This window comes from Leifsonia sp. KNZ12-8B, assembly GCF_056755495.1.
Genome location: NZ_JBPGXM010000047.1, coordinates 1 through 24,085, shown reverse-complemented (window position 1 = coordinate 24,085; position 24,085 = coordinate 1). Strand labels below are relative to the sequence as shown.

The 24,085-nt window shown below is 70.6% G+C and carries 21 protein-coding genes; 20 read left to right on the top strand and 1 reads right to left on the bottom strand.

All coding sequences use genetic code 11. The annotated features are described in order from the left end of the window. From ACR9ZG_RS09125 to ACR9ZG_RS09085, 9 genes are all read left to right on the top strand, one after another. A partial coding sequence (locus tag ACR9ZG_RS09125; protein WP_481284511.1) for a hypothetical protein occupies nt 1-1,366 on the top strand: 1,366 nt, incomplete at its 5' end. Beyond that, nucleotides 1,366-2,052, top strand: coding sequence for a PulJ/GspJ family protein (locus ACR9ZG_RS09120; RefSeq protein ID WP_481284510.1), 687 nt, complete (start codon nt 1,366-1,368; stop codon nt 2,050-2,052). The genes ACR9ZG_RS09125 and ACR9ZG_RS09120, both read left to right, overlap by 1 nt. After that, a complete protein-coding gene (locus ACR9ZG_RS09115; RefSeq protein ID WP_481284509.1) occupies nt 2,049-3,893 on the top strand; it encodes a hypothetical protein in 1,845 nt (614 codons plus the stop codon). The genes ACR9ZG_RS09120 and ACR9ZG_RS09115 overlap by 4 nt, the downstream gene beginning before the upstream one ends. Then, nucleotides 3,893-4,738, top strand: a complete 846-nt coding sequence (locus tag ACR9ZG_RS09110; protein WP_481284508.1) for a prepilin peptidase — start codon at nt 3,893-3,895, stop codon at nt 4,736-4,738. The genes ACR9ZG_RS09115 and ACR9ZG_RS09110 overlap by 1 nt, the downstream gene beginning before the upstream one ends. Before the next feature lie 19 nt (nt 4,739-4,757). Then, nucleotides 4,758-5,807 carry a type IV pilus assembly protein PilM gene (gene pilM / locus ACR9ZG_RS09105; protein ID WP_481284507.1) on the top strand — a complete coding sequence of 350 codons (1,050 nt, stop codon included), beginning with the start codon at nt 4,758-4,760 and terminating at the stop codon, nt 5,805-5,807. Continuing rightward, nucleotides 5,804-6,562 carry a hypothetical protein gene (locus tag ACR9ZG_RS09100; protein WP_481284506.1) on the top strand — a complete coding sequence of 253 codons (759 nt, stop codon included), beginning with the start codon at nt 5,804-5,806 and terminating at the stop codon, nt 6,560-6,562. The genes pilM and ACR9ZG_RS09100 overlap by 4 nt, the downstream gene beginning before the upstream one ends. Nucleotide 6,563: 1 nt before the next feature. After that, entirely contained in the window at nt 6,564-7,301 is a 738-nt protein-coding gene (locus ACR9ZG_RS09095) for a hypothetical protein (protein WP_481284505.1), read from the top strand. Nucleotides 7,302-7,583: 282 nt separating this feature from the next. After that, nucleotides 7,584-8,486, top strand: coding sequence for a hypothetical protein (locus tag ACR9ZG_RS09090; protein ID WP_481284504.1), 903 nt, complete (start codon nt 7,584-7,586; stop codon nt 8,484-8,486). Nucleotides 8,487-8,513: 27 nt separating this feature from the next. Beyond that, nucleotides 8,514-9,005, top strand: coding sequence for a DUF6121 family protein (locus tag ACR9ZG_RS09085; protein WP_481284503.1), 492 nt, complete (start codon nt 8,514-8,516; stop codon nt 9,003-9,005). Nucleotides 9,006-9,011: 6 nt separating this feature from the next. Here the strand turns inward: ACR9ZG_RS09085 and ACR9ZG_RS09080 are convergent, their stop codons facing one another. Then, nucleotides 9,012-13,526 (bottom strand): FtsK/SpoIIIE domain-containing protein, encoded by a 4,515-nt coding sequence (locus tag ACR9ZG_RS09080; protein ID WP_481284502.1) that lies wholly within the window; start codon nt 13,524-13,526, stop codon nt 9,012-9,014. A gap of 110 nt (nt 13,527-13,636) precedes the next feature. Here ACR9ZG_RS09080 and ACR9ZG_RS09075 point away from each other — a divergent pair, with 110 nt between their 5' ends. The 11 genes from ACR9ZG_RS09075 to ACR9ZG_RS09025 all read left to right on the top strand — a co-directional run. Further along, nucleotides 13,637-13,969: a hypothetical protein gene (locus tag ACR9ZG_RS09075; RefSeq protein WP_481284501.1), complete on the top strand. Its 333-nt coding sequence runs from the start codon at nt 13,637-13,639 to the stop codon at nt 13,967-13,969. Nucleotides 13,970-13,981: 12 nt separating this feature from the next. Next, nucleotides 13,982-15,259, top strand: a complete 1,278-nt coding sequence (locus ACR9ZG_RS09070) for a putative T7SS-secreted protein (RefSeq protein ID WP_481284500.1) — start codon at nt 13,982-13,984, stop codon at nt 15,257-15,259. Nucleotides 15,260-15,269: 10 nt separating this feature from the next. Then, nucleotides 15,270-15,902, top strand: a complete 633-nt coding sequence (locus ACR9ZG_RS09065) for a hypothetical protein (protein ID WP_481284499.1) — start codon at nt 15,270-15,272, stop codon at nt 15,900-15,902. Beyond that, the gene (locus tag ACR9ZG_RS09060; RefSeq protein WP_481284498.1) at nt 15,899-16,489 is read left to right on the top strand and encodes a hypothetical protein; all 591 of its coding nucleotides are present in this window, start codon (nt 15,899-15,901) and stop codon (nt 16,487-16,489) included. The genes ACR9ZG_RS09065 and ACR9ZG_RS09060 overlap by 4 nt, the downstream gene beginning before the upstream one ends. Nucleotides 16,490-16,672: 183 nt before the next feature. After that, nucleotides 16,673-16,969, top strand: a complete 297-nt coding sequence (locus tag ACR9ZG_RS09055) for a WXG100 family type VII secretion target (RefSeq protein ID WP_481284497.1) — start codon at nt 16,673-16,675, stop codon at nt 16,967-16,969. A 94-nt stretch (nt 16,970-17,063) separates the two neighbouring features. Continuing rightward, nucleotides 17,064-18,161: a hypothetical protein gene (locus ACR9ZG_RS09050; RefSeq protein ID WP_481284496.1), complete on the top strand. Its 1,098-nt coding sequence runs from the start codon at nt 17,064-17,066 to the stop codon at nt 18,159-18,161. 339 nt (nt 18,162-18,500) lie between these two features. Beyond that, a complete protein-coding gene (rpsL, locus tag ACR9ZG_RS09045; RefSeq protein ID WP_011186743.1) occupies nt 18,501-18,875 on the top strand; it encodes a 30S ribosomal protein S12 in 375 nt (124 codons plus the stop codon). Beyond that, nucleotides 18,875-19,345, top strand: a complete 471-nt coding sequence (gene rpsG, locus ACR9ZG_RS09040; protein ID WP_314146763.1) for a 30S ribosomal protein S7 — start codon at nt 18,875-18,877, stop codon at nt 19,343-19,345. Before rpsL ends, rpsG begins: the two co-directional genes overlap by 1 nt. 84 nt (nt 19,346-19,429) lie before the next feature. Beyond that, complete coding sequence (gene fusA, locus ACR9ZG_RS09035) at nt 19,430-21,544, top strand: elongation factor G (RefSeq protein ID WP_481284495.1); 2,115 nt, start codon at nt 19,430-19,432, stop codon at nt 21,542-21,544. Between the two features lie 114 nt (nt 21,545-21,658). After that, the gene (gene tuf, locus ACR9ZG_RS09030; protein ID WP_301212336.1) at nt 21,659-22,852 is read left to right on the top strand and encodes an elongation factor Tu; all 1,194 of its coding nucleotides are present in this window, start codon (nt 21,659-21,661) and stop codon (nt 22,850-22,852) included. A 200-nt stretch (nt 22,853-23,052) separates the two neighbouring features. Further along, on the top strand, nt 23,053-24,085 hold a 1,033-nt coding region (locus tag ACR9ZG_RS09025; protein WP_481284494.1), incomplete at its 3' end, for a choice-of-anchor L domain-containing protein.

The window sequence follows — 24,085 nt, the reverse complement described above, 5'->3', positions numbered from 1 at the left end:
AGATGTGTATAAGAGACAGGTCCTGATCGCGATGATGGTCTTCGCGATCGTCTCCGTCCTCGTCGCGTACTCGCTGACGCTGTCGATGACGCTCACCCGCAGCTCCCGCGCAGCGGAGGTCGCCGCGAACCTCGCCGCGCAGCAGATCGACATCGCTCGATCGCAGACCGACATCTTCACCGTCAAGAGCAGGGAGGTGACCCAGAGCCTCGACGGCACGACGTACACGATCACCACGTCCGTCGGCTGGGTGACCAGCACCGGCGCCGCCAGCGACTGCGGCGGCCCCGGCATCCTCCAGAACAAGACGCTCAACGTCTCGGTCACATGGACCGGGATGCGGTCCGGCACCGCCCCGGTGCAGGCGAGCACGCTGATCGCGCCCGCCGGCCCGATCAACGACCCGGCCTCGGGCACGATCATCGTGCACGTCACGCGCGCCGACGGCAGCGCGGCGGCAGGAATCCCCGTCGCGGCGGTGCCCGACACCTCCATCTCGCCCAACGCGGCGACCACCATCACGCCCGCACCCGTCGCGACCGACACCGACGGGTGCAGCTACGTGCTGAAGGTCGTGCCCGGCTCGTACGTCGTCACCATCGGGTCCTCGGGCGACAACCGCCTGACGCCCGCCCAGGCGACGCGGCCGGCCACGAAGGTCCCGGTGTACGGCAACCAGTCGGCCGTCGTCGAGCTGCAATACGACACGCGCGCCACTCCCGCGATCACGCCGGCGCCCGGCGCCCCGCTCGGCGTGTACTTCCCGCGCAACCTCCCGCTGACCCTCAAGCCGACCGGGGATCCGACCCTGGCGACGGTCACCGTCACCGGCGGCACGGCCGCGTCGCCCGCCTACAAGGCGAGCGTGCCCGTGTTCCCGGCCGTGTCCGGGTACGACATCATCGCCGGCGCCTTCATCGGCGCGGGCAGCCCGCAGCCGGTGTGCGACTCGGTCGATCCGCTGCAGTGGTCGACCCCGAACGCGAGCGGCCACGTCGGGCAGCGGGCGCACGTCGCTACGGAGCCCGGTTCCGCCAACCCGGTGGACCTGCCGATGGCGCTCGTCAGGCTCTCGACCAGCGGCGGACTCGGCGGCACGTGGGTGCGCGCGATCAGCGCAGCCGGCAACGCCGCCAGCGGCGACCCGGGCTGCGACACCGGCATGACACTGAAGTTCGCCCAGCTCTCCAGCAGCGGCAGTGCGGTCACGCTGGCGCTGCCGTACGGGAGCTGGAAGCTGGTCTCCGCGACGAGTGACACCGCCACGACGACGACCGACATCACCTCCACGGCCGTCACGCTTCCCGCCGGAAGCCCCGCCTGGACGAGCTCCACGATCTTCACGCTCGACCCGAGGCAGCCGTGATGCGCCTCCCCGCCCAGCTGCGCCGTGAGCAGGCCGGCCTCACCCTCGTCGAGCTGCTGATCGCGATGGCGCTCACCGCGCTGATCGCGACGCTGGGCACCTGGATGTTCGTCGCCGGCACCCACAGCGTGAGCCTGGCGCAGTCGATCGACGGCGGAACACGGCAGGCGTCCAACGGCATGAACCAGGCCGCCCGCATGCTGCGGGCGGCCACCCCGAACCCGCTGACCAACCCGACCCCCGGCGGCCAGCAGGCCGAGCCGGCGATTCTCGCGGCGACGGCCACCAGCATCGCGTTCTACGCCTATGTCAACCTGACCGGCGCCGAAAGCCCGGTCATGGCCCAGTTCTCGGTGGACGCGGACGGCCGGCTGATCGAGCAGCAGTGGAACCCGACCTCGAATGTCGCCGGGGTCAACGGGCACTGGACGTTCCCGAACCGCGCCACCGCGACTCCGGCAGTGAAGCGCGCCCTCTGCAACTCAATCCCGAGCAGCGCCGTCGTCTTCCGGTATTTCGACAAGACCGGTACGACCGAGTTGCTGCCATCGGCGCTGACGACCGATGCGCAACGTGCGGCGATCGCCTCCATCCAGGTCACCATCACGATCCGCGCGACCGGCTCCGCGAGCGCTGTGACGCTCACGAACACCATCAGCATGGCGAACGTGGGAGCGGGGTCGTGATGTTGCGTCTGCTCCGCGCCCCGCTGCGGGTCGTCCGATCGTCGGACGACCGCGGGGTCGCGCTCGCGATGGTCGTCGGGATCGCATCGGTGCTGCTCCTGCTGGTCTCGCTCACGACGACGTTCGCCGTCTCCGGGCTCGTGCGCTCCGACCACGATGCCGACTGGGATGCCGCGATGTCCGCCGCGTACGCCGGCGTCGCCGACTACCAGGGCCGTATGACCAACGACCCGACGTACTACCAGTGGGGCAACAAGAACGCCCCCTTCACCATCGCGAACGGCTCGGCCGCCACGGTGAAGAGCCCGCCGCTCACGAACCCCGCGTTCGACGTCACGCCGGGCGGCTCCTGGGCCCAGGTGAAGCTCACGGACGGCATCGCGGTCAACGCCTATTTCCGCTACGAGGTCGACAACTCCTCGTTCCAGAGCAACGGGGTGCTGCGGCTGCGCGCGACCGGCAAGGTCGGCTCGGTGACACGCAGTGTCGTCGCCAACATCAAGCAGGCCGGCTTCACCAACTACGTGTACTTCACCGACTACGAGATCCTCGATCCCGCGGTGAACACGAAGGCGTGCCCGGTGCTGCATGCCTGGGAGAACCCGTCCCTCGACTCCGAGTGCATCATCAACTTCGTCACCCAGGACACGCTCGACGGCCAGGTGCACTCCAACGACACGCTCAACATCTGCGGCGGCACGTTCAAGAAGCGCGTCACGACGGCGAACCCCAAGCGCGATGCGTCGGGGAGGCTGTACTCGCAGATCGGCTGCTCCGGCACGCCGGTCTTCAGCGCGGGACCGCCGCAGAACGCCTCCCTCTACAAGATCCCGGCGGTGCAGCAGCAGCTCGACCAGGTGCGCGCCGACCTGCCGGACACCGTGCCGAACCCGGGTTGTCTCTACACCGGGCCGACGCGGATCACCTTCGAGCCGGGCGGCACGATCAAGGTCTACTCGCCCTGGACGATCCACACGCAGACGAAGGCGGGCAACGGCTTCGCGGATCCCGCCTACTGCGGAACGGCCGGCACGCCGGGCGCGTCGCCGACGCAGAACCGCGGCACGCTCGCCGATCCGGCCGGAGTGACCATCGGCATCGGCGCGGCGACGGCGATGTGGAACAACCTGATCTACGTCCAGACCGTCCCGTCGTCGAACACGAACCCGAACTACTGGGCCGCGAACCGAAGCCCGAACAACAACGCGTTCGCCTGCGTCACCGCCACCGGCACCGGGACGGGCAACGGCATCGGCTACCCGGTGGCGAACGAGACGGTCTCGTCGAAGGTTCCATACGGGTGCCGCGCCGGCGACGTCTTCGTGCAGGGCACGGTGCACGGCTCGCTGACCGTCAACGCGGACAACTTCGCGTTCATCACGGGCACGCTCGTCTATCAGGACAGCGCCAACGACATGCTGGGCCTCGTCGGAGCCAACTCCGTCTGGGTCTGGAACCCGGTCCAGTGCACCTCCAGGGACGCCTACAACGACTGCACCGCCGGCACCTCGCTCACCTCCTGGGAGGCCGGCGCGAGCAGCACGAACTGCGCGCGGACGATCAACGCGGCCATCCTCTCCAACGACCATTCGTTCGAGGTGCAGAACTACAAGGCCGGCAAGCGCGGCTACCTCTGCGTCACCGGCTCCATCGCCCAGAAGTTCCGCGGGCCCGTCGGGCTGTCGGGAGGCAGCAGCGGCTTCTTCAAGTCGTACAGCTACGACTCCCGCCTCCTGAACTCCCCGCCGCCGCGCTTCCCGACCCCGCGCACCACCTCGTACGACGTCACGACCGAGATCGAGGTCAGGACCGCTTTCGCGCCGAATGGAGCACCGCTGTGATGACGACGACCGTGCTCCTCACCGCCGTCGGGATGACCGCCGTCTTCGGCGCCCTGATCGGCTCCTTCCTCAACGTGATCGTGTTCCGGGTGCCCGCTGGGCGCTCGATCGTGTCGCCGCCGAGTGCGTGCGGCAGCTGCGGGCAGCAGATCAAGCCGTACGACAACATCCCCGTCGTCTCCTGGCTGGCGCTGCGCGGCCGCTGCCGGTCGTGCCGCAGCCGCATCTCCGTGCGCTATCCGCTCGTGGAGGCGGTGACGGCCGTCGCGTTCGTCGTCGTCGCGTGGTGGTTCTGGGCGGGACCGGAGGCTCCGGCCGGGCACGACGGCTCGGCGCTCGCCGCGGGGGTGCTGCAGGTGGTCGCCTACCTCTACCTCGCGGCCATCAGCATCGTGCTCGCGCTCATCGATCTCGACACCCACCGCCTCCCGAACGCCATCGTGCTCCCCGCCTACGCCGTCGGCGCCGTGCTGCTCGGCGCGGCGGGCCTGCTCGCGGGCGACCCCGGCGCACTGCTGCGTGCGGCGATCGGAGGGGCCGCGCTGTTCCTCCTCTATCTCGCGCTCGCCCTGGCCTACCCGGGCGGGATGGGATTCGGCGACGTCAAGCTCGCCGGGGTGCTCGGCGGCTTCCTCGGCTTCCTCGGCTGGGGCACGCTCATCGTCGGCGCGTTCGCCGCCTTCGTGCTCGGCGGGCTCTACGCCGTCGCGCTGCTCGTCCTGCGCCGCGCGCATCGCGGCACGGGCATCCCGTTCGGACCGTGGATGCTCGCCGGGGCCTGGCTCGGCATCCTCGCCGGACCTGCCATCGCCGGCGCCTACCTGGCGCTGCTCGGACTCGCCTAGAACAGACAAGGAGGAACGGATGGCCAACAGCATCGTCGGCATCGACATCGGCTCCACGACCATTCGCGCCGTCGAGCTCGCCGACCCCGGCAAGCCGCGGCCGACGCTGCTGCGCCATGACGAGGTGCCGCTGCCCGACGGCGCCGCCAGCCGCGGCGAGGTGCTCGAGCCGAACACCGTGGCGGCCGGGCTCAAGCGGCTGTGGCAGCAGGGCGGGTTCTCGAGCAAGGACGTGGTGCTCGGCATGGGCAACCAGCGCGTCCTCGCCCGCGACCTGACGGTGCCGCGCATGTCGCAGACCCGCATCCGCGAGAGCCTGCCCTTCCTCGTCCAGGACATGCTGCCCGTCCCCGTGGCCGACGCCCTGCTCGACTTCTACCCGGTGTCGGAGGCGCAGGGCGACTCCGGTCCTGTGGTCAACGGCCTCCTCGTCGCCGCGGTGAAGGAGGCGGTGCTCGGCAACGTCAAGGCCACCCGGCTCGCGGGCCTCACCACGGTCGATGTCGACCTGCTGCCGTTCGCGGTGACCAGGGCGCTCATCACCCGGCCGGGCCTCACGGGGACGGTCGCGCTGGTCGACATCGGCGCGAACACCACGAGCGTGGTGATCGTCACCGACGGCGTCCCGCAGTTCGTCCGCATCATCCCTGCCGGGGGAGGCGAACTCACCCAGGCGCTCCGCAGCGGCCTCGAGGTGGAGCCGGGCGAGGCCGAGCGCATCAAGGCCACGATCGGACTCGCCCGCCAGGTCTCGACGCCGGAGGAGCACCAGGCCGTCGAGATCATCTACCGGGTGACCGGCGAGCTGCTCACGAGTCTCCGGAACACCATCAGCTACTTCGTGAACACCCGCCCGGCGACCCCGGTCGGGCAGCTCGTCGTGACCGGGGGAGGCGCTCAGCTGCCCGGCCTGCCCGACGCCCTGAGCGAGATGACCCGGCTCCCGGTCGCCATCGGCGACCCCTTCCAGTCCGTGGCGCTGTCGCGGCATCTCGACGCCGACGTGCTCCGGCAGCGGCGGTCGTCGCTGTCTGCGGCACTCGGCCTGGCCCTGGGGAGCGCGGCATGAGCATCACCCTTCGTCGATCCCCGCGGCCGGCCGGGGAGTCGGCGGCTCCGTCCCCGGCTCAGGCCGCGGCGACCGGCGCCGCAGCCTCGCGTCCGTCCTCCACCCGGCACGAGGACCTCCGCATCGGCGGCGAGCCGCGGGTCGACCTGCTGCCCCCGGAGGTCCGCACGGACCGCCGCGACCGTCGCCTGCGGCGCGCGTCCGGTTGGGGCGTGCTGGTCGTCGCGCTCGTGATGGTGGTCGCCGTCGGCGGCGCGTTCGCCGTCGACGTCGGCGCCCAGGCCCGACTGGTCGGGGCGCGGATGCAGACCACCGACCTCCTCACCCAGCAGCAGAAGTACGCCGACGTGCGCGAGGTGCAGCGCCAGGTCGCGCTCGCCGAGGCCGCGCAGCAGGTCGGCGCGGCGACCGAGATCGACTGGAACGCCTTCCTGCAGAAGGTCCAGGCCGTGCAGCCGGCGGGCGTCACCCTCACCTCCGTCGCCATCGACTCCGCCTCGCCGATCGCGGTGTACCAGCAGTCGACGGATCCGTTACAGGGTCCGCGCGTCGGCACGGTCGCGATCGAGGCGTCGAGCGCGGCGCTGCCCGATGTCACGGCGTGGGTGTCGGCGCTGGAGAAGGTGGACGGCGTGGTCGACGCCGTCCCGGGGGCCGCCAACTTCGACACGACGACGAACAGGTACGTCGCAAGCGTGACGCTGCACGTGGGCGAGGCCCTCTACACCGAGCGCTTCCAGCCGAAGGAGAAGTGACGTGGACAAGACCAGGCTCTGGATCATCGGCAGCGTCCTCGCGATGGCCGTCGTCGTCGTGCTCGGCTGGGTGGTCGGCGTGCAGCCGCAGCTCGACCAGGCGGCCGCCGCCGACGCGCAGACCGCGCAGGTGCGGGCGAGCAACGCCGCGAATGCCGCCGTGCTTGCGCGCCTGAAGAAGGACAGCGAGAGCCTCCCCGCGCTGAAGAAGCGGCTGACGGCGCTCAGCACGTCCATCCCGGCGGAACGGCAGGCCGACGAGTTTACCGACCAGGTCGTCGCGCTCGCCGCTGCCGCCGGGGTGACGGTGGTCGGGACGGAGATCGCGGACGGGCAGGCCTACGCACCACCCGCCGACCCGGGCGGTGGGGCGGCCGCGGGAGCAGGAGGCTCGGGAGGCGCCTCCACCTCCAGCTCCACCCCCACCTCCACCCCTGCACCGTCGCCGACCGCGACGCCGGCACCCGCGGCCTCCTCGGCCCCGTCGGCCGGGATGCCGCCCGTCACCAGCACCCTCGTGACCGACAAGAACTTCGTCGTCGTACCGGTGACGGCGACCGTCTCGGGCGAGTATGCGGACATCCTCGCGTTCGTGAAGGGGCTGCAGTCCGGCTCCCGCCTGATGCTCGTCGACGGCATCGATGTGGGGCCGGCGAGCTCGGGAACCGGGTACGACGGCACGGTCAGCGGCCTCCTCTACGTGCTGGCGGACGGCGAAGGGCCGACCCCGGCCGAGTAGCGCCCAGCGGTATGGCCTCCCTCGACAACGGCGGGCCCGTTGCTACAGTTGGCGACGAGATGGGCCCGCCGGGCCGATGGAGGGTGCTTGACATGCGCCACCCCACCCCGGCGCCCGCGCCGCGCGGCGCGCAGGCCGAGCCGCCCGCGAACACCGAGCAGGCGCCCGCCACCGCGCCGGCGCAGTCCGCCGCAGCGGAGCCGGCCGCCGCGGCCGCCGCGCCCGCCGCCGGGCAGGACGCCGGCGAGCCGCACGACACCGACCCCAACCTCGCCGCCCGCCGTGACCGAGCCGGAGCCCGTCACGGCGACCGACGACGAGATCGCCGCCGCGGTGGCCCGTTCGGCCGCTCAGCCCGGCGAGCCCGGCGCCTCTGCCGGCGGCCAGGCCACCGTCGACACCGCCACGCCGGCGCAGTCGGCCACCCCGGTGATCGCCGCCGCCGAGGCCGCGAACCTGCAGACCAACGGCTCGACCGGTGCCGCCGGTGCCGGTGCAGCCGGTGCCGAGGCGACCGCCGCCTACGGCACGGCCGGCACGGGCGAGGCGACCTGGGCGCCCGAGCCCACGACCGCCACCCCGGCCCCGCAGCCGGTCGCTCCGATCTTCGTGCAGCGGCCCGAGCGTCCGAAGAAGAAGAGCAACCGCGGTTTCGGCATCCTGATCGCGCTGATCGGCACCGTGGCGTACGCGATCCTGTGGACCGCCGCCGTCTTCATCGTCGGCGCGCTGCTGACGCCGAGCGACGAGTTCGTGTCGGCCATCACCCGCTTCTACACCGAGCAGTACTCCGGCTGGGCGCCGGTGCTGGCGTTCTTCATCGGGATGGTGGTGCTGGTGCAGATCCTCAACCGTGCGCGGTGGTGGGCATACATCCTGGGCGGCCTGTTCGTCGCGATCTTCGTCTACTTCGTCTACGTCGGCGCCGCCGTGCTCGACGCGCACCCGTGGGACCGCACGGCCGAGGAGCTCGACGTCGTCCTCCGCTCCGTCTGGCTGGGCGCCTTCGCCATCCTCGCCGGCATCATCGCGCGGGAGGTGTCGGTCTGGACCGGCGCCTGGCTCGCGGCCCGGGGCCGCAAGCTCAAGGCCCGCAACGCGGAGGCGCAGGCCGACTACGAGCAGCAGCTCGCCGACGCGCAGAACCAGGCCGTCGCCGCGTACGCGACGCAGCAGGGCTACTGAGCGGGGCGCCGATCCGGCGGGTGGGCCATGCGTGAGGAGCGCGCGTACGCGACGATCGTGGCCTGCTTCGCCGCGGGCCTCTACCTCGCCCTGATCGTCGCGGGCTTCGGCCTGCTGTCGCTCGCGACGAACACGGACGTCATCGCCGACCGCGAGGCGGGCACGCTCGTCGGGCCGGTGATGGTCGCGGCGGCGGTGGCGGTGTTGCTGATCTTCCTGATCGCCATCGGCACGCGCGTGCCCGCCGAGAAGCAGCGCGTCTCTCCCGGAGCCGCCCTGGCCGTCGGCGTCGCCTGCTACGCGGTGTACGCGGCGGCGGGCGCGATCGCCGGAGCCGCCGGCGACCCGAGCGAGCCCTTCCACTACGTCGTCTTCGCGCTGGGCCAGCTCGGCAGCATCTACGCGATCCTGGTCGGCGCCGCCGCCTTCGTCGTCACGCTGCTCTACCAGCTGGTCCTCGTCGGCCGCTTCCGCCAGCGCGGACGCCCGCAGTGGCCGTGGGAGAAGGACGAGGAGTAGGAGCCCCTACACCCGCACCCCCACCGGCAACCCCGCATCCACCAGCGGCACCTGCACCCGCGTGAACGTCCCCTTCTGGATGAGCACCCCGCGCCCGGCCGGGAACTCGGCCCGGTTCATCCGCGGGAGCGGCGTCTTCAGCAGCAGGTCGCCCTCGACCGACTCCGGCTGGAGCAGGAGGCCGCGGCGGCCGTTCTTGACCTCGCCGAGCAGCGGCCAGGAGGAGCCCCAGGCGCTCGTCTCGGCCTCCGCGACGAGCAGGTGGTCGCTGCGGCGGACCGCGCGCACCAGCTCGACGATGGCCGCGTCCGCCGGCGTCTGCAGGAAGTCGCCGATCGCCTCCACGAACACGGCGATCCGTCCCTCGGTGTCGGGGTCGGCGACCGCCGCGGCCAGGTCCTTCGCGAGCTCGGCGGCCTCGGCCGGCGTCACCGCACGTCCGGTCCACAGGCTGGAGCCCGCGAGCGGCGAGCGCGCCGAGCCCAAGTAGTAGAGCCGCGTCTCGGGGTCGAACCGGGCGACCGAGGCCGCCAGCGCCGCGAGCGCGTTGGTGCGGCCGCTCGCCGGCGGTCCGGCCACCAGGAGGGTGCCGGAGGGCTCGAACCCGTACGGGCCGAGGTCGATGTCGCTGAGGCCGAGCACGGGCGCGCCGCCGAGCGACGGCGGGAGGCTGTCGAGCGCATACTCCTTCGGCAGCGAGCCGATCTCCGGTGCCGGGCGGATGCCCGCTCGCTGCATCGCCTCGGCGAGCCGCCGCACCGCCTCCGACTGGTCCGACACGGCCCGCGAGCCGCCGAGCACGGCGACCTGCGTCTCGTACCCGTCGACGATCGCCCGGCCGGGAGGGGAGGCGGCGCTCAGCACGTCGCTCGGCGCGTCGAGCATCGCGTAGCCGTCGTCCGCGAGCCGCAGCACGACGCTGCGCTGCACGAGCGAGCGGATGGCCGTCGGCACGGCTCCCGCACGGTCGCCGGTGAGCGCGACGTGCATCCCGAGCCGCCGCCCGTCGGCGAGGATGTCGCGGAACACGTCGTACCACTGCGACCGCCCGGCGGGGATCTCGAAGTCTTCGCGGAAGTTCGGGAACCCGTCGATCAGCAGCAGGATGCGCGGCTCGTCCTGCCGCCCGGTCAGCGAGCGGTACTCGGTGATGCTGGAGGCGTTGGCCTCGGCGAAGCGCGGGCCGCGGTCCTCGAGCACCGCCTTCAGGGTCCGGAACAGCCGGATGATCCGCTCGGCGTCGTCGCCCGGGATGATCGAGCCGACGTGCGGCAGCTTCTCGAGCATCCGGAGGCTCCCCGCGCCGAAGTCGAGGCCGTACACGTGCACCGGCCCGCCGCGCGGCGTGATCGCGGCCGCCGACGCGAGCGTGCGCAGCACGGTCGACTTGCCGGAGCCTCCCGTGCCGTAGACGGCGAGGTTGCCGTCGACGTCCGGGTGGAAGTACACCGGCCGCTGCTCCTGCCGGTCGGGGATGTCGGCGACGCCCAGCAGCAGCTCGGCGTCCGTGCGCTGCCGCAGCAGGCCGAGGTCGTACACCGCGGCCAGCTCGTCGAGCCAGGGCCGGCGGGGATGCGGGATGTGCGCGGCCGCGTGCGCAGAAACGATCGAGGCGACCATCCGCTGCTGGTCCGTCGGGCCGAGGTCGCGCTCCGGCTCCTCCGCCGGACGCTCCTCCTCCCAGCGCACCTCGCCGCCGAAGCGCAGCTCCGCCACCTCGACGCCCGCCCGCTCCGGTTCGCGGCTGGTCCAGCCGCCGGCGTACGCCGACTGGAAGCGCACGAGCCGTCCCGGACCGGTCTTCGCCATGCCGCGGCCCGGGATGCCCGGGTCGAAGTGGGCCGCGTCGGCCACGCCGACCACGTCCTGGCTGTCCGACTCGTCGGCCATCCGCAGCGCGATGCGCAGGTTGGTGTTGGCGCGCAGGTTGTCCTTGATGACGCCCGCGGGCCGCTGCGTCGCCATGATGAGGTGGATGCCGAGCGAGCGTCCGCGCTGCGCGATGTCCACGACGCCGTCCACGAACTCCGGCACCTCGCCCACCAGCGCGGCGAACTCGTCGATCACGAGCACGAGCGCGGGCGGGCTCTCCGGGTCGCCGCGCTTCTCGAGTTCCAGCAGGTCCTTGGCCTTCTTGCGGTTGAGCAGGTGCTCCCGGTGGTGCAGCTCGGCGCGGAGGCTGGTGAGCGCCCGGCGCACCAGATGCGGGCTCAGGTCGGTCACGAGGCCCACGCAGTGCGGGAGGTTGACGCAGTCGGCGAACGCCGAGCCGCCCTTGTAGTCCACGAACAGGAAGGTGACGCGGTCCGAGCTGTACTCGGCGGCCATCCCGAGCACCCACGCCTGCAGGAACTCGCTCTTGCCCGCGCCGGTCGTGCCGCCCACGAGCGCGTGCGGCCCCTGGGTCCGCAGGTCGAGGTGCATGGCGTCGACGCCCGCCGAGCCGATGATCGCGCGCAGCGTGCCGGGCCGGCGCTTGGCCGGCCGCGAACCCGACGAGCGGTCGTGGATGGAGGCGTTCTGCCGCCAGCGGTCGATCACCGCTCCGGAGGTCTCGGCCAGGTCGTGCCCGAGCAGCGTCACCATCGACACCGATCGCGGCAGGTCGCTCGCGTCGGCGACGAGCGCCCCGGCATCGATGACGGGCGCCATGCGCCGGGCGTAGTCGAGGGCGGTTCCGGTCGCCACCGGCTCGGTGACGACCTCCTCGACGGTCTCGCCGAGCCGCACGAAGCCCGCGGTCGCGCGGTCCGGCCGGTCGGTGTGCTGCAGGTAGGTGCGGCACACCGCCGGGAGCTGCGTCACGTCCTCCGCGAGCCAGATCGGGAAGACGCCGGCATCGGCCGCCGCCTCCGCCAGCTGCACCAGCCGCGCCCGGTCGACCGCGACGTCGCCCGAGATCACGACCACCACGGCGGGGATGGGGGAGGGCGTTCCCTGCTGGGTGCTGCCGCCGCCGACCTCGGCGCCGCGCTCGAGCGCCGCGCTCTCCTGGTCCATGGCACCACGGCGCTGGACCGCCCCGCGGGCCGCGGCGAGCCGATCCTCGACCAGCCCCTCCAGCGCGCTCAGCACGCCGGCGGCGCTCGACGCGCTGTCGGCGAGGTGGCCGCCCGCGATCGGGCTGTGCGGGGAGGAGGTGTGCGGCATCCACTTGAGCCAGCCCAGCTCGCGCGACCAGCGCGGCGACACCAGCGCGGCGACCGCGAGCTCGGCGGGCGAGTGGAGGGTCGTGAGCTGCACGAGCACCGAGTTGATCGAGCCCGCGATCATGTCGGCAGGCCCGGCGATGCCCAGCGCACCCGACTCGTAGAGGTTGTCGAGCACCGGCACGTCGTCCACGAACTCGTTCGCGGCGATCACAGCGTCCAGCCGCTCCTGGAACTCCGCGATCAGCTCGCCGCGGTCGTTCACCGCGACCCGGTTGCGCGAGCGCATCCGCCCGCGGCCCAGCTGCAGGTTGAGGAACGACCAGTGCTCCGGACGCCTGGTCCACAGCAGCGGCCCGCGGCGCACGGCGTCGGCGAGGGCGTCGGCCGTGGTCGGCGTCTCGGCACGGCGCAGCTCGCCCTCGATGCCGCGCTCCTCCTCCAGCCGGCTCGAGAGCGCGTCGAGCCGCTGCTCGAACGCGGCGATCTGCTTCTTGAGCTTGCGCTTGTTGCGCGTGCGCGAGCTGATGTAGTTGCCGACCAGCATGATCGGCGAGAGCAGCACGAACAGCAGGGAGGTGGGGTTCTTGGTGAGCGCGAACAGCGCGCCGCCCAGCAGCAGCGGCGTCAGCATCGCCAGCAGCGGGAAGGGCGGGTCCTCCTTCTCGGCCGGCACCTCCGGCGCCTGGAACGTCTGCCCGGCGTAGCGGCGCTCGACGCGCGGCGACCGGTTGAAGAACACCGGCCCGGCGGTGGGCGGCGCGGCCGGCACGTCGCTCCCGGCCAGCACGGTCAGCTCCACCTCGGTGTCGCCGATGAGCATCGTCTCGGCGCGGCGGACGGTGAAGCGGGTGACCAGTCCGCCGTCCACCACGACGCCGTTCGCGGAGCCGAGGTCGACCACCTCGACGCCGTCGCCCGCCTCGAACCGCACGTGCCGCTTCGAGACCAGCGGGTCGTCGAGCACGACGTCGCAGCCCGCGTCGCGACCGAGCACCGTTGTTCCGGCGCGCAGCGGGAACTCGCGGCCGGCCTGGTCGCCGGTCAGCACGCGCAGCGTCGCCACGACCGGCGCGTCGCCGAGCTCCGGCGGTACGTAGTGGAGGCCCGCGTCGGCCAGCGCGACCGTCGCCCCGCTCCCGATCCACGCCTCGCCGATCGGCGCGTCCGGCGGAAGGATGAGCGGCTCGGCCTGGCCGGGCAGCTGCGCACGCAGCGTGAGCGCTTCGCCGGGGGCGACCGGCCCGGTCCGCCGCGGATCGACGCGGGCGATGGTGGCGGCGACCTCGGAGATGCTCGCGGCGGCGTCCGCGGTGACCACGATGTCGTCGCCGCTGCCGGCGGGGCGGGCGAGGGTGAGTTTGAGGCGCACGACAGCACGATACCCGCCGGGCCACGCGCGACCGGATGGGGACCGCTCCCCATCGCTGTTCCGTCTGGGCGTCTGTACATTGGACGCTGCCTGACCGAAAGGAGTCGCCGATGGGTGCGCCCGACCTGAAGCTCGACCTGCAGCTGCTGACCCAGCTGCGCGACGACCTGGACGCCGTCGTGAAGGAGTTCGAGGACGCCGACGACTTCAGCGACGACGTGGCCGAGGCCACCGGGCACGACGAGCTGGGCGACCGCGTGCACGACTTCGCGCACAAGTGGAACGACAAGCGCAAGAAGATGACCGAGAGCGTGAAGGCGCTGAAGGAGTCGATCGGCGCGATCACCGAGGGCTTCACGAAGGTCGACGGCGAGCTGGCGAAGGCGCTGGAGGACGCGGCGGCCGACGTCGCGAAGAACCACCCGGAAGCCACGGCGAAGTAAGGGGGAGCGGAGATGAGCGACAGGGAGTACGACAAGCTCGAGGGCAATCCGGGGCTGGTCCAGTCCAAGGCCGCCCACTACGAGCGGATCGCGCACGCGATCACCCGCTCGGTGGCCGCCCTCGACCGCATCAGCGAGGTCGGCGGGATGACCAGCAAGGCGGTCGACGCCGTCAAGAAGAGCGCGGCCGACGTCGCGGAGGACATCGGCAAGGCGCAGGACCGCTACGAGACCACGGCGACCGCGCTGACCGTGTATGCGGGCAAGCTCCGTGACGCGCAGGACGACGCCGAGACCGCCATCTCCCTCATCAACGACAAGCAGGATGCGGCGGACGCCGCCCAGCGCAGCGCGCACACCGCGCAGCAGAAGGCCGACGAGAGCACTCCCGAGGAGAAGGCGGCCAACGACACCGCCGCCTCCAACGCGGCGTCGGCCGCCGGCGACGCCCTCAAGGAGCTGCACGCCGCCCAGCAGGCCTGGCGGGATGCCCGGGACGCCAAGAACAAAGCCGCGCACACCGCCGCCGAGGCGATCAAGGACGTCGTCGAGGGCAAGGGCAACCACGGCCTGAAGGACGGCTTCTGGGACAACTGGGGCGATGTCATCAAGAAGATCTGCGAGATCGCCGGAGTGCTGGCCATCTTCCTGTCCTGGGTGCCGATCCTCGGCCAGATCCTCCTCGTGCTCGCCATCGTCGGCGCCGTCATCAGCCTGGTCGAGAGCGTGATCAAGGCGATCAACGGCGACGGCAGCTGGGTCGACGTGGCGTTCGCCGCGGTGGGCGTCGTGCTCGCCGTGTTCGGCGGCAACATCGGCAAGTACATCGCCAAGCTCGTGAAGGCGAAGGGCCTCACCGCGGCGATGAAGCTCCCGCGCCGCCAGTTCAAGGCCCTGACCGGCATCACCAAGGGCAAGAAGGCGGCCGCCCTCAAGGACGTGCAGGCGATGGTCAACTCGCCGAAGGCCCTGCCCAACGTGATGAAGGAGGTGTTCGGCACGAACCCGTTCAAGATCACGCCGGCCTCCGAGGGGCTGATGAAGCTGCGGAGCAACCCGCTCGGCCTGGTCGGCTTCGACAACCCGCAGTTCGCCAAGGAGATCGCCGACCAGATCCCGATGGGGTACAAGGTCGCCCTGGGCGTCTGGAACTACCGCGTGGTCGCCGGCAAGCTCGAGACCTTCACCAACAACCCGTTGGACCAGAGCGACAAGCCCGTCTCGCTGAAGCCGGACTCCATCGCGAAGGACCTCGCCAACGGCCGTCTCCCCAAGTGGACGCTCGGCTAGGGTGGGCGGCATGGCACCCGGCATCCGCGACTTCTCCGTGTCCATCCCCGAGGGCTTCTACCCGATGCTCCTCGACGACGATGTCGCCAGCGAGGACTGGGCGCGCGACGTCGTCGCCCGGGCCACGGCGGAGCTGGGCAGCTCCGACCACGAGGGCGCGGTGGAGGCCGAGCTCGCCGAGCTGCGCCTCCGGCTGCTCGCGCAGCTGAACCCGTACCTCACCGCCGCCGTCTACCTGCGGCCGGAGCACTTCCTCAGCGTCGGCGCGGTCATGACGTTCCAGGTCGCCGGCGTCGAGCCCGATCAGGATGCGGCGTGGTTCCTGCGCGAGGCGCGGGAGCTCGCCGGCGACCCGGACGCCGACGGCACGACCATCCTCTTCGACGGCTGGGAGCACATCATCCCGAGCGGCCGCCTGGCCGGCATCCACCAGGTGGTGGAGTACCTCGACGACCCCGCCGAGCCGGGCGAGGCGCCCGAGGAGGGCTGGGTGGAGGCGCGCACCGTCTTCGGCGTCTTCCCGCCAGGGGCCGACGAGATGGTCCACTTCACGTTCACGACAGCCGACCTCAACGCGTTCGGCGACATGCCGGCCGAGACGGAGAGCATCGTCGCGTCCCTGTCGATCGAGCTCGAGCAGTGACGAGGCAGCTGTCGTTCCAGGAGGCCGATCTCAGCATCGTCCTGCCCGGCACATGGGTCTCGGTGCCGCTGGAGGGCGATGAGAACTCGCGTGCGCAGATCGCGGCCTTCGTCAAGAGGCAGATCGGCATGAACGACCGGCTGGCCCGGCTCCGCCGCGACGCCCGCGAGCAGCTGCTCGGGATGGCCGCCGCGGCGAAGGAGGCCGGCGCCTTCCGCGTCGGCCTCTCGCTCGAGATCCTCCCCGGCGTGCCCTTCCCCGCCGCGATGATCATGGACTTCTCGCCCTGGCCGCCGACCGCGACCGCGACCGATGACGACCCGGCGGCCCGGCTCGCCCGCGCCTTCCCGGAGGCCGAGCAGCTCGCTCTCGACGCCGGGCCGGCCGCACGCTCGTCCGACGTCGCGCAGCTGAAGGTCGGCGCCGAGACCACCCAGGACGTGAAGCTGGAGTACTGGCTCCCCGTCCCGGACGGCAGCCGCCTGCTGCACATCACGGTCGACGTGCCGTCTCCCGGCGATCCGCTGCTCTACACCGAGCTGTTCGACGCGATCGTGGACTCGGTGCGCTGGACGCCGGTCGCCTGACGCCGGTCCCTGCCCTGTCCACAGTCGCCGGCCGGCCCAGCGGCATCCACATGGGGAGTGCTCCCCATTCCGGTCCGGAACGGCTCCTGGTTAGGTAGAGGTAGCTGGTCGGCCCGGGGGGTTCGACCTCAAGGGACCAACCTCAGGGACCACCATCAGCGACAACGAAGGGAAAACACCGTCATGGCCAACATGAACGTCACCTACGGCGAGATGACCGATGCCGCAAACCGCCTGATCGCGGGCAAGGACGACATCACCGCCAAGCTCCACGAGCTGCAGAACCTCGTCAACGGCCTCGTCAACGGCGGCTTCGTCACCGACCAGGCCTCCGGCGCCTTCCACACGTCCTACGAGCAGTTCACCAAGGGCACGACGGACGCCGTGAGCGGCCTCGACGGGATGTCGCAGTTCCTCACCAAGGCGGCCGACGCGCTGCAGAACGTCGACAGCGAGCTCGCCAAGGGCATCGGCGGCTGAGCCGACTCCACCTCTCCCGAGCGCGGGTACCCACAACGGGTGCCCGCGCTCGTGCGTTGCGGCGCAATAGGCTCGCGGATGTCGAAGGGATCCGATGAGCCTCCACCCCGCTTCTGCGCCCGCCACCGCGCCAGAGCCCGCCAGCACGCCGGAGCCCGCCCCGGCCCGGCCGCGCGGATCGCGACGCCGGTTCCGCTGGGTCGCGGGGATCGCGGTCGTCGCCGTTGCGGCTCTCGTCGCCTCCGGCGCGTCGGCCGTCACGCTGCGGCTCGTCGCGGACCAGCCGCGCGCGCTGGTGGCCCGCTACCTCACCGCGTTGGAGCGCGGACACGCGGAGGAGGCCATGCGGATCGGCCGCATCCGGCACACTCCCGACGACATCCTCCTGAGCGAGAAGGCGTACGCGGCGGCGAACGATCACATCTCCTCGTTCCGGATCGGCCGTGTCGCCGTCCACGGCCGCACCGGCTCGGTGGACGCGACCGTCGTGCGAGGGGACCGCAGCGAGCATCGGTCGTTCGCCATCGAGAGCGCCGGCGGCCTCCCCGGCGCCACGCTCTGGCGGCTCGCACCCGTGAAGACGGAGACCGTCCGCTTCACCGTGGCCGCGCCGGCCGACATCCGGTACTCCGTCGCCGGCATCGCGCCCCGCGATGAGCAGACCACGGCTGCCGTCACCCTCCGCGCGCTTCCCGGCGACTACCCGGTCGCCTTCACCTCGCCGAGCGAGGACTACCGCATCTGGGATGCGGACGTGGCCTCGTCGCCCACCGGCACGACGAAGCCCTCCCGCTTCGTCGCCCAGCTCACCTCCGAGGGCGACGCGGCCGGCCGCAAGGCTGCGGATGCCTGGCTCGACGCGTGCGCCGCTTCACTCGCCACCGCCCCGCCCGACTGCCCGTTCGGGGTCGCGGACAGCACGCCGGACGGCTTCACGGCCGGCGACGTGCACTGGACCGTGACCGCGCGCCCCTGGGTCGTCATCGACCCGGCGTGGACCGACGGAGGCTGGAGGGTGTCGGCCGACCGCGGAAGCGTCGCCGCTTCGACGACGCTCACGCGCTCCTCGGACGGCGCGACGGGCGAAGGCTCGACCGACCCGTTCCCCTTCGGCTACACGGGTAAGCTCGCCTTCGGCACGGACGGCGCGGTGTTCGTCCCGATGCTCGACGACGGCACCACGCAGGGCTGATCGACGCCGGTTTCGCCCTGCGCGGACGGGGGTCTAGCACACCCGCTCTCATTTGACCGGCAAGGGCGCGGACGATAGTATTTATCGGGTGTGCGCTCTGTCGCGCGCTTGTTCTGTGCCCGCAACGGCACGGGATGCGCGGGCCGGCACGTACTCATCCGATGGGCAGGGAGACCGCACGGGATCCCCGCCCCCACGGCATATCGGCAGGCGGACCATCCGCCCGCCAGCCGATCACCCCCGCGATCACGAACAGCCCGCCACCGGCCTTCCGGAACCGGGCCGCTGGATCGCGGACAGCAACACCTGTCACCGTGCAGTCCATACAAGGAGAAGTCAGTGCCAACCATTCAGCAGTTGGTCCGCAAGGGCCGGACGCCGAAGGTCACCAAGACCAAGGCTCCCGCCCTGAAGGCCAACCCCCAGCAGCGCGGCGTGTGCACCCGCGTCTACACCACCACCCCCAAGAAGCCGAACTCCGCGCTCCGCAAGGTCGCCCGTGTGAAGCTGTCGAACGGGACCGAGGTCACCGCCTACATCCCCGGTGAGGGCCACAACCTGCAGGAGCACTCGATGGTGCTCGTCCGCGGCGGTCGTGTGAAGGACCTGCCCGGCGTGCGCTACAAGATCGTGCGCGGCGCGCTCGACACCCAGGCCGTGAAGAACCGCAAGCAGGCTCGCAGCCGCTACGGCGCGAAGATGGAGAAGAAGTAATGCCTCGCAAGGGTCCCGCTCCCAAGCGCCCGGTCGTCGCCGACCCGGTCTACGGCTCGCCGGTGGTCAGCCAGCTCGTCAACAAGATCCTCCTCGACGGCAAGAAGGGCCTCGCCGAGCGCATCGTCTACGACGCGCTCGAGGGCGTCGCCTCGAAGTCCGGCCAGGACGCCGTCACCACGCTCAAGAAGGCGCTCGACAACATCCGCCCGACCCTCGAGGTCCGCAGCCGCCGCGTCGGCGGCTCGACCTACCAGGTCCCGGTCGAGGTCAAGCCGCACCGCGCCAACACCCTCGCGCTCCGCTGGCTCACCAGCTACGCCAAGGGCCGCCGCGAGAAGACGATGACCGAGCGTCTCACCAACGAGATCCTCGACGCGTCGAACGGTCTCGGTGCCGCGGTCAAGCGCCGCGAGGACACCCACAAGATGGCCGAGTCGAACAAGGCCTTCGCCCACTACCGCTGGTAATAAATCTGGCCGCCCGGGCGTTATACCTAACCGTGCCGCGCCCGGGCGGCACAGCTTCCACTCTCTACTTTTCGGAGGAACCCTGTGGCACAGGACGTGCTCACCGACCTGAAGAAGGTCCGCAACATCGGCATCATGGCCCACATCGATGCCGGCAAGACCACCACGACCGAGCGCATCCTGTTCTACACGGGCGTCAACCACAAGATCGGTGAGACGCACGACGGCGCCTCGACCACCGACTGGATGGAGCAGGAGAAGGAGCGCGGCATCACCATCACGTCCGCGGCCGTCACCTGTTTCTGGAACAAGAACCAGATCAACATCATCGACACGCCCGGTCACGTCGACTTCACCGTCGAGGTGGAGCGCTCGCTCCGCGTCCTCGACGGCGCGGTCGCGGTGTTCGACGCGAAGGAGGGCGTCGAGCCCCAGTCCGAGACCGTGTGGCGTCAGGCCGACAAGTACGTCGTTCCGCGCATCTGCTTCGTCAACAAGATGGACAAGCTGGGCGCCGACTTCTACTTCACGGTCGACACCATCGTGTCGCGCCTCGGCGCCAAGCCGCTGGTGATGCAGCTCCCGATCGGCTCCGAGTCCGACTTCGTCGGCGTCGTCGACCTCATCGAGATGCGCGCGCTGGTCTGGCCGGGCGACGCCAAGGGTGATGTCACCATGGGCGCCAAGTACGAGGTCCAGGAGATCCCCGCCGACCTCAAGGAGAAGGCGGAGGAGTACCGCAACCGCCTGCTCGAGACCGTCGCCGAGAGCGACGACGCGCTGCTCGAGAAGTACTTCGGCGGCGAGGAGATCACGGTTCCCGAGATCAAGGCCGCGATCCGCAAGCTCACCGTGAACAACGAGATCTACCCGGTCCTGTGCGGTTCGGCGTTCAAGAACCGCGGCGTCCAGCCGATGCTCGACGCCGTGATCGACTACCTCCCGTCGCCGCTCGACGTGCCCGCCATCGAGGCGCACAACCCGCGCGACGAGGAGCAGGTCATCCTGCGCCACGCCGACGCGACCGAGCCCTTCTCGGCGCTCGCGTTCAAGGTCGCCGTGCACCCGTTCTTCGGTCGCCTCACCTACGTGCGCGTGTACTCGGGCCGCATCGACTCCGGCGCCCAGGTCATCAACTCGACCAAGGGCAAGAAGGAGCGCATCGGCAAGATCTTCCAGATGCACGCCAACAAGGAGAACCCGGTCGACTTCGTCACCGCCGGCAACATCTACGCGGTGATCGGCCTCAAGGACACCACCACCGGTGACACCCTGAGCGACCCGGACAACCAGGTCGTCCTCGAGTCGATGACGTTCCCGGAGCCGGTGATCGAGGTCGCCATCGAGCCGAAGACGAAGGCCGACCAGGAGAAGCTGGGCACCGCGATCCAGAAGCTGGCCGAAGAGGACCCGACGTTCCGCACCGAGCAGAACCAGGAGACCGGCCAGACCGTCATCAAGGGCATGGGCGAGCTCCACCTCGACATCCTCGTGGACCGCATGAAGCGCGAGTTCAACGTCGAGGCGAACGTCGGCAAGCCCCAGGTGGCCTACCGCGAGACCATCCGTCGCGCCGTCGAGAAGTACGACTACACCCACAAGAAGCAGACCGGTGGTTCCGGTCAGTTCGCGAAGGTGCAGATCTCGCTCGAGCCGATGGAGGTCACCCCCGAGACCTCGTACGAGTTCGTGAACGCCGTCACCGGTGGTCGCGTGCCGCGCGAGTACATCCCCTCGGTGGACGCGGGCATCCAGGACGCGATGCAGGTCGGCGTGCTCGCCGGCTTCCCGACGGTGGGCGTCAAGGCGACGCTCGTCGACGGTGCATCGCACGACGTCGACTCCTCGGAGATGGCGTTCAAGATCGCCGGCTCGATGGCCTACAAGGAGGCCGCTCGCAAGGCGAACCCGGTGCTCCTCGAGCCGCTCATGGCGGTCGAGGTGCGTACGCCGGAGGAGTACATGGGCGACGTCATCGGCGACCTGAACTCCCGCCGTGGCCAGATCCAGTCGATGGAGGACGCGAGCGGCGTCAAGGTCGTCCGCGCCAACGTCCCGCTGTCCGAGATGTTCGGCTACATCGGCGACCTGCGGTCGAAGACCTCGGGCCGCGCGGTGTACTCGATGCAGTTCGACAGCTACGCGGAGGTCCCGAAGGCTGTGGCCGACGAGATCGTCCAGAAGAGCAAGGGCGAGTGACCTCGGTCGCTGCTCCCAGGCAACATCCCGTAACATAAGAAACCAATCCCGTAGACCCGCCGGTCGAAATCCATCGACCGGGGTGTCTGCACGAGAGTCCTGAGGAGGACCACAGTGGCTAAGGCCAAGTTCGAGCGGACTAAGCCGCACGTGAACATCGGAACCATCGGTCACGTCGACCACGGCAAGACGACGCTCACCGCGGCGATCTCCAAGGTGCTTGCTGACAAGTACCCGTCGGCGACCAACGTGCAGCGCGACTTCGCGTCGATCGACTCGGCTCCGGAAGAGCGTCAGCGTGGTATCACGATCAACATCTCGCACGTCGAGTACGAGACCCCGAAGCGCCACTACGCGCACGTCGACGCCCCGGGTCACGCCGACTACATCAAGAACATGATCACCGGTGCGGCTCAGATGGACGGCGCGATCCTCGTGGTCGCCGCCACCGACGGCCCGATGGCTCAGACGCGTGAGCACGTCCTGCTCGCCAAGCAGGTCGGCGTGCCGTACCTCCTGGTCGCGCTGAACAAGTCCGACATGGTCGACGACGAGGAGATCCTGGAGCTCGTCGAGCTCGAGGTCCGCGAGCTGCTCTCCAGCCAGGACTTCGACGGCGACAACGCCCCGGTCATCCGCGTCTCGGGCCTCAAGGCTCTCGAGGGCGACGAGAAGTGGACCCAGAGCATCCTCGACCTCATGGAGGCCGTGGACGACTCCATCCCGGACCCGGTGCGCGACAAGGACAAGCCGTTCCTGATGCCGATCGAGGACGTCTTCACGATCACCGGTCGTGGCACCGTCGTCACCGGCCGCGCCGAGCGTGGCACCCTGGCCATCAACTCCGAGGTCGAGATCGTCGGCATCCGCCCGACGCAGAAGACCACGGTCACCGGTATCGAGATGTTCCACAAGCAGCTCGACGAGGCCTGGGCCGGCGAGAACTGTGGTCTGCTCCTCCGTGGCACCAAGCGCGAGGACGTGGAGCGCGGTCAGGTCGTCGCGAAGCCGGGTTCTGTGACCCCTCACACCAACTTCGAGGGCACCGCCTACATCCTGTCCAAGGACGAGGGTGGCCGTCACAACCCCTTCTACACGAACTACCGTCCGCAGTTCTACTTCCGTACCACCGACGTCACCGGCGTCATCTCGCTGCCCGAGGGCACCGAGATGGTCATGCCCGGCGACACCACCGACATGTCGGTCGAGCTCATCCAGCCGATCGCCATGGAGGAGGGCCTCGGCTTCGCCATCCGTGAGGGTGGCCGCACCGTGGGCGCCGGTACGGTGACCAAGATCATCAAGTAAGTCTCCGGACTCACTCGGAAGAGGGTCGGGCCTTCGGGCCCGGCCCTTTTCTGTTTCCTATCGCTGCTTCTAGCCTCTGTTCCCCGGCTCTGTTTCCCGGCGTCGTGTTCCCGGGGCAACTGCACGGATTACATTACGTATATTGAATGCGCCTAGCGTGCTGCTCGGTCACCTCGACAGAAAGCAGCACCATGAAACGCATGTCACGCATCCTCGCCGCGGCGGGGTCCGCTCTTGTCGCCCTGCCTGTCCTGCTCGTCGGCTCGCCGGCGGGAGCCTCCACCGGTCAGCTGGTCACCGAGTCGTCGTCGACGACTCCTGACGCCCTGGCCGCCTCCCTCGTCGGCGACGGCGTGGAGGTTGCCGGCGCCCGCATCTCGGGAGCCGCCGCGGCGATCGGCTCCTTCTCCGGGATGTCGGCCGCCGGCATCGACGCGGGCGTCGCCCTCAGCACCGGACGGGTGTCGTCGTTGCCGGGTCCGCATGAGGATTCCGCCGTCTCCGGAGTCTTCGACACCCCCGGAGACCCGGACATCGACGCGCTCGTCGGCGCCCGCACTCTCGACGCCGTGGTCATGGAGTTCGACTTCCGTCCGACGACGGACTCGATCGCGTTCACCTACGTCTTCGGCTCGATGGAGTATCCGGAGTGGGTGGACAAGAGCTTCAACGACGCCTTCGCGTTCATCATCGACGGCGAGAACTGCGCCCTCATCGACGGCGAGCCGGTCTCGGTCAACACCATCAACGACCACGCGCATGCCGACCGCTACGTCGACAACAGCGAGGGCGCGGCCGACACCACGCTCGACGGTTTCACGACGCCCCTGACCTGCGCGGCCGCGGTGCGTGCGGGGGAGTGGAACCACGCCAAGCTCGTCATCGCCGACACCGCCGACGGCCTCTACGACTCGACCGTCCTCATCGCGGCCCACAGCTTCCGGGCCAACACCGCGCCCACCGCCGCGGACCTCCAGCTGACCGTCGTCAGCGGCACCTCGCTTTCGATCGTGTATCCCGGCGAGGACGCCGACGGCGACGCCCTCACCTACGACGTCGTGCAGCCTCCCACCCACGGCGACCTCGCCCCGACCTCGACCGGCGCCGTCTACACCCCCGCCGCCGGCTTCGTGGGAACGGACGCCTTCGCCTACAACGCCTCCGACGGCATCACCACCTCCCGCTCCTACACAGCGTCGATCGAGGTCACCCCCGCTGCATCCCAACCGACGC

Bases quoted from the DNA above. Each gene is read 5' to 3' on its own strand.
- ACR9ZG_RS09120 (WP_481284510.1), top strand. From the start codon at position 1,366: ATGCGCCTCCCCGCCCAGCTGCGCCGTGAGCAGGCCGGCCTCACCCTC.
- ACR9ZG_RS09110 (WP_481284508.1), top strand. From the start codon at position 3,893: ATGACGACGACCGTGCTCCTCACCGCCGTCGGGATGACCGCCGTCTTC.
- pilM (WP_481284507.1), top strand. From the start codon at position 4,758: ATGGCCAACAGCATCGTCGGCATCGACATCGGCTCCACGACCATTCGC.
- ACR9ZG_RS09100 (WP_481284506.1), top strand. From the start codon at position 5,804: ATGAGCATCACCCTTCGTCGATCCCCGCGGCCGGCCGGGGAGTCGGCG.
- ACR9ZG_RS09085 (WP_481284503.1), top strand. From the start codon at position 8,514: ATGCGTGAGGAGCGCGCGTACGCGACGATCGTGGCCTGCTTCGCCGCG.
- ACR9ZG_RS09075 (WP_481284501.1), top strand. From the start codon at position 13,637: ATGGGTGCGCCCGACCTGAAGCTCGACCTGCAGCTGCTGACCCAGCTG.
- ACR9ZG_RS09070 (WP_481284500.1), top strand. From the start codon at position 13,982: ATGAGCGACAGGGAGTACGACAAGCTCGAGGGCAATCCGGGGCTGGTC.
- ACR9ZG_RS09065 (WP_481284499.1), top strand. From the start codon at position 15,270: ATGGCACCCGGCATCCGCGACTTCTCCGTGTCCATCCCCGAGGGCTTC.
- ACR9ZG_RS09055 (WP_481284497.1), top strand. From the start codon at position 16,673: ATGGCCAACATGAACGTCACCTACGGCGAGATGACCGATGCCGCAAAC.
- ACR9ZG_RS09050 (WP_481284496.1), top strand. From the start codon at position 17,064: ATGAGCCTCCACCCCGCTTCTGCGCCCGCCACCGCGCCAGAGCCCGCC.
- rpsG (WP_314146763.1), top strand. From the start codon at position 18,875: ATGCCTCGCAAGGGTCCCGCTCCCAAGCGCCCGGTCGTCGCCGACCCG.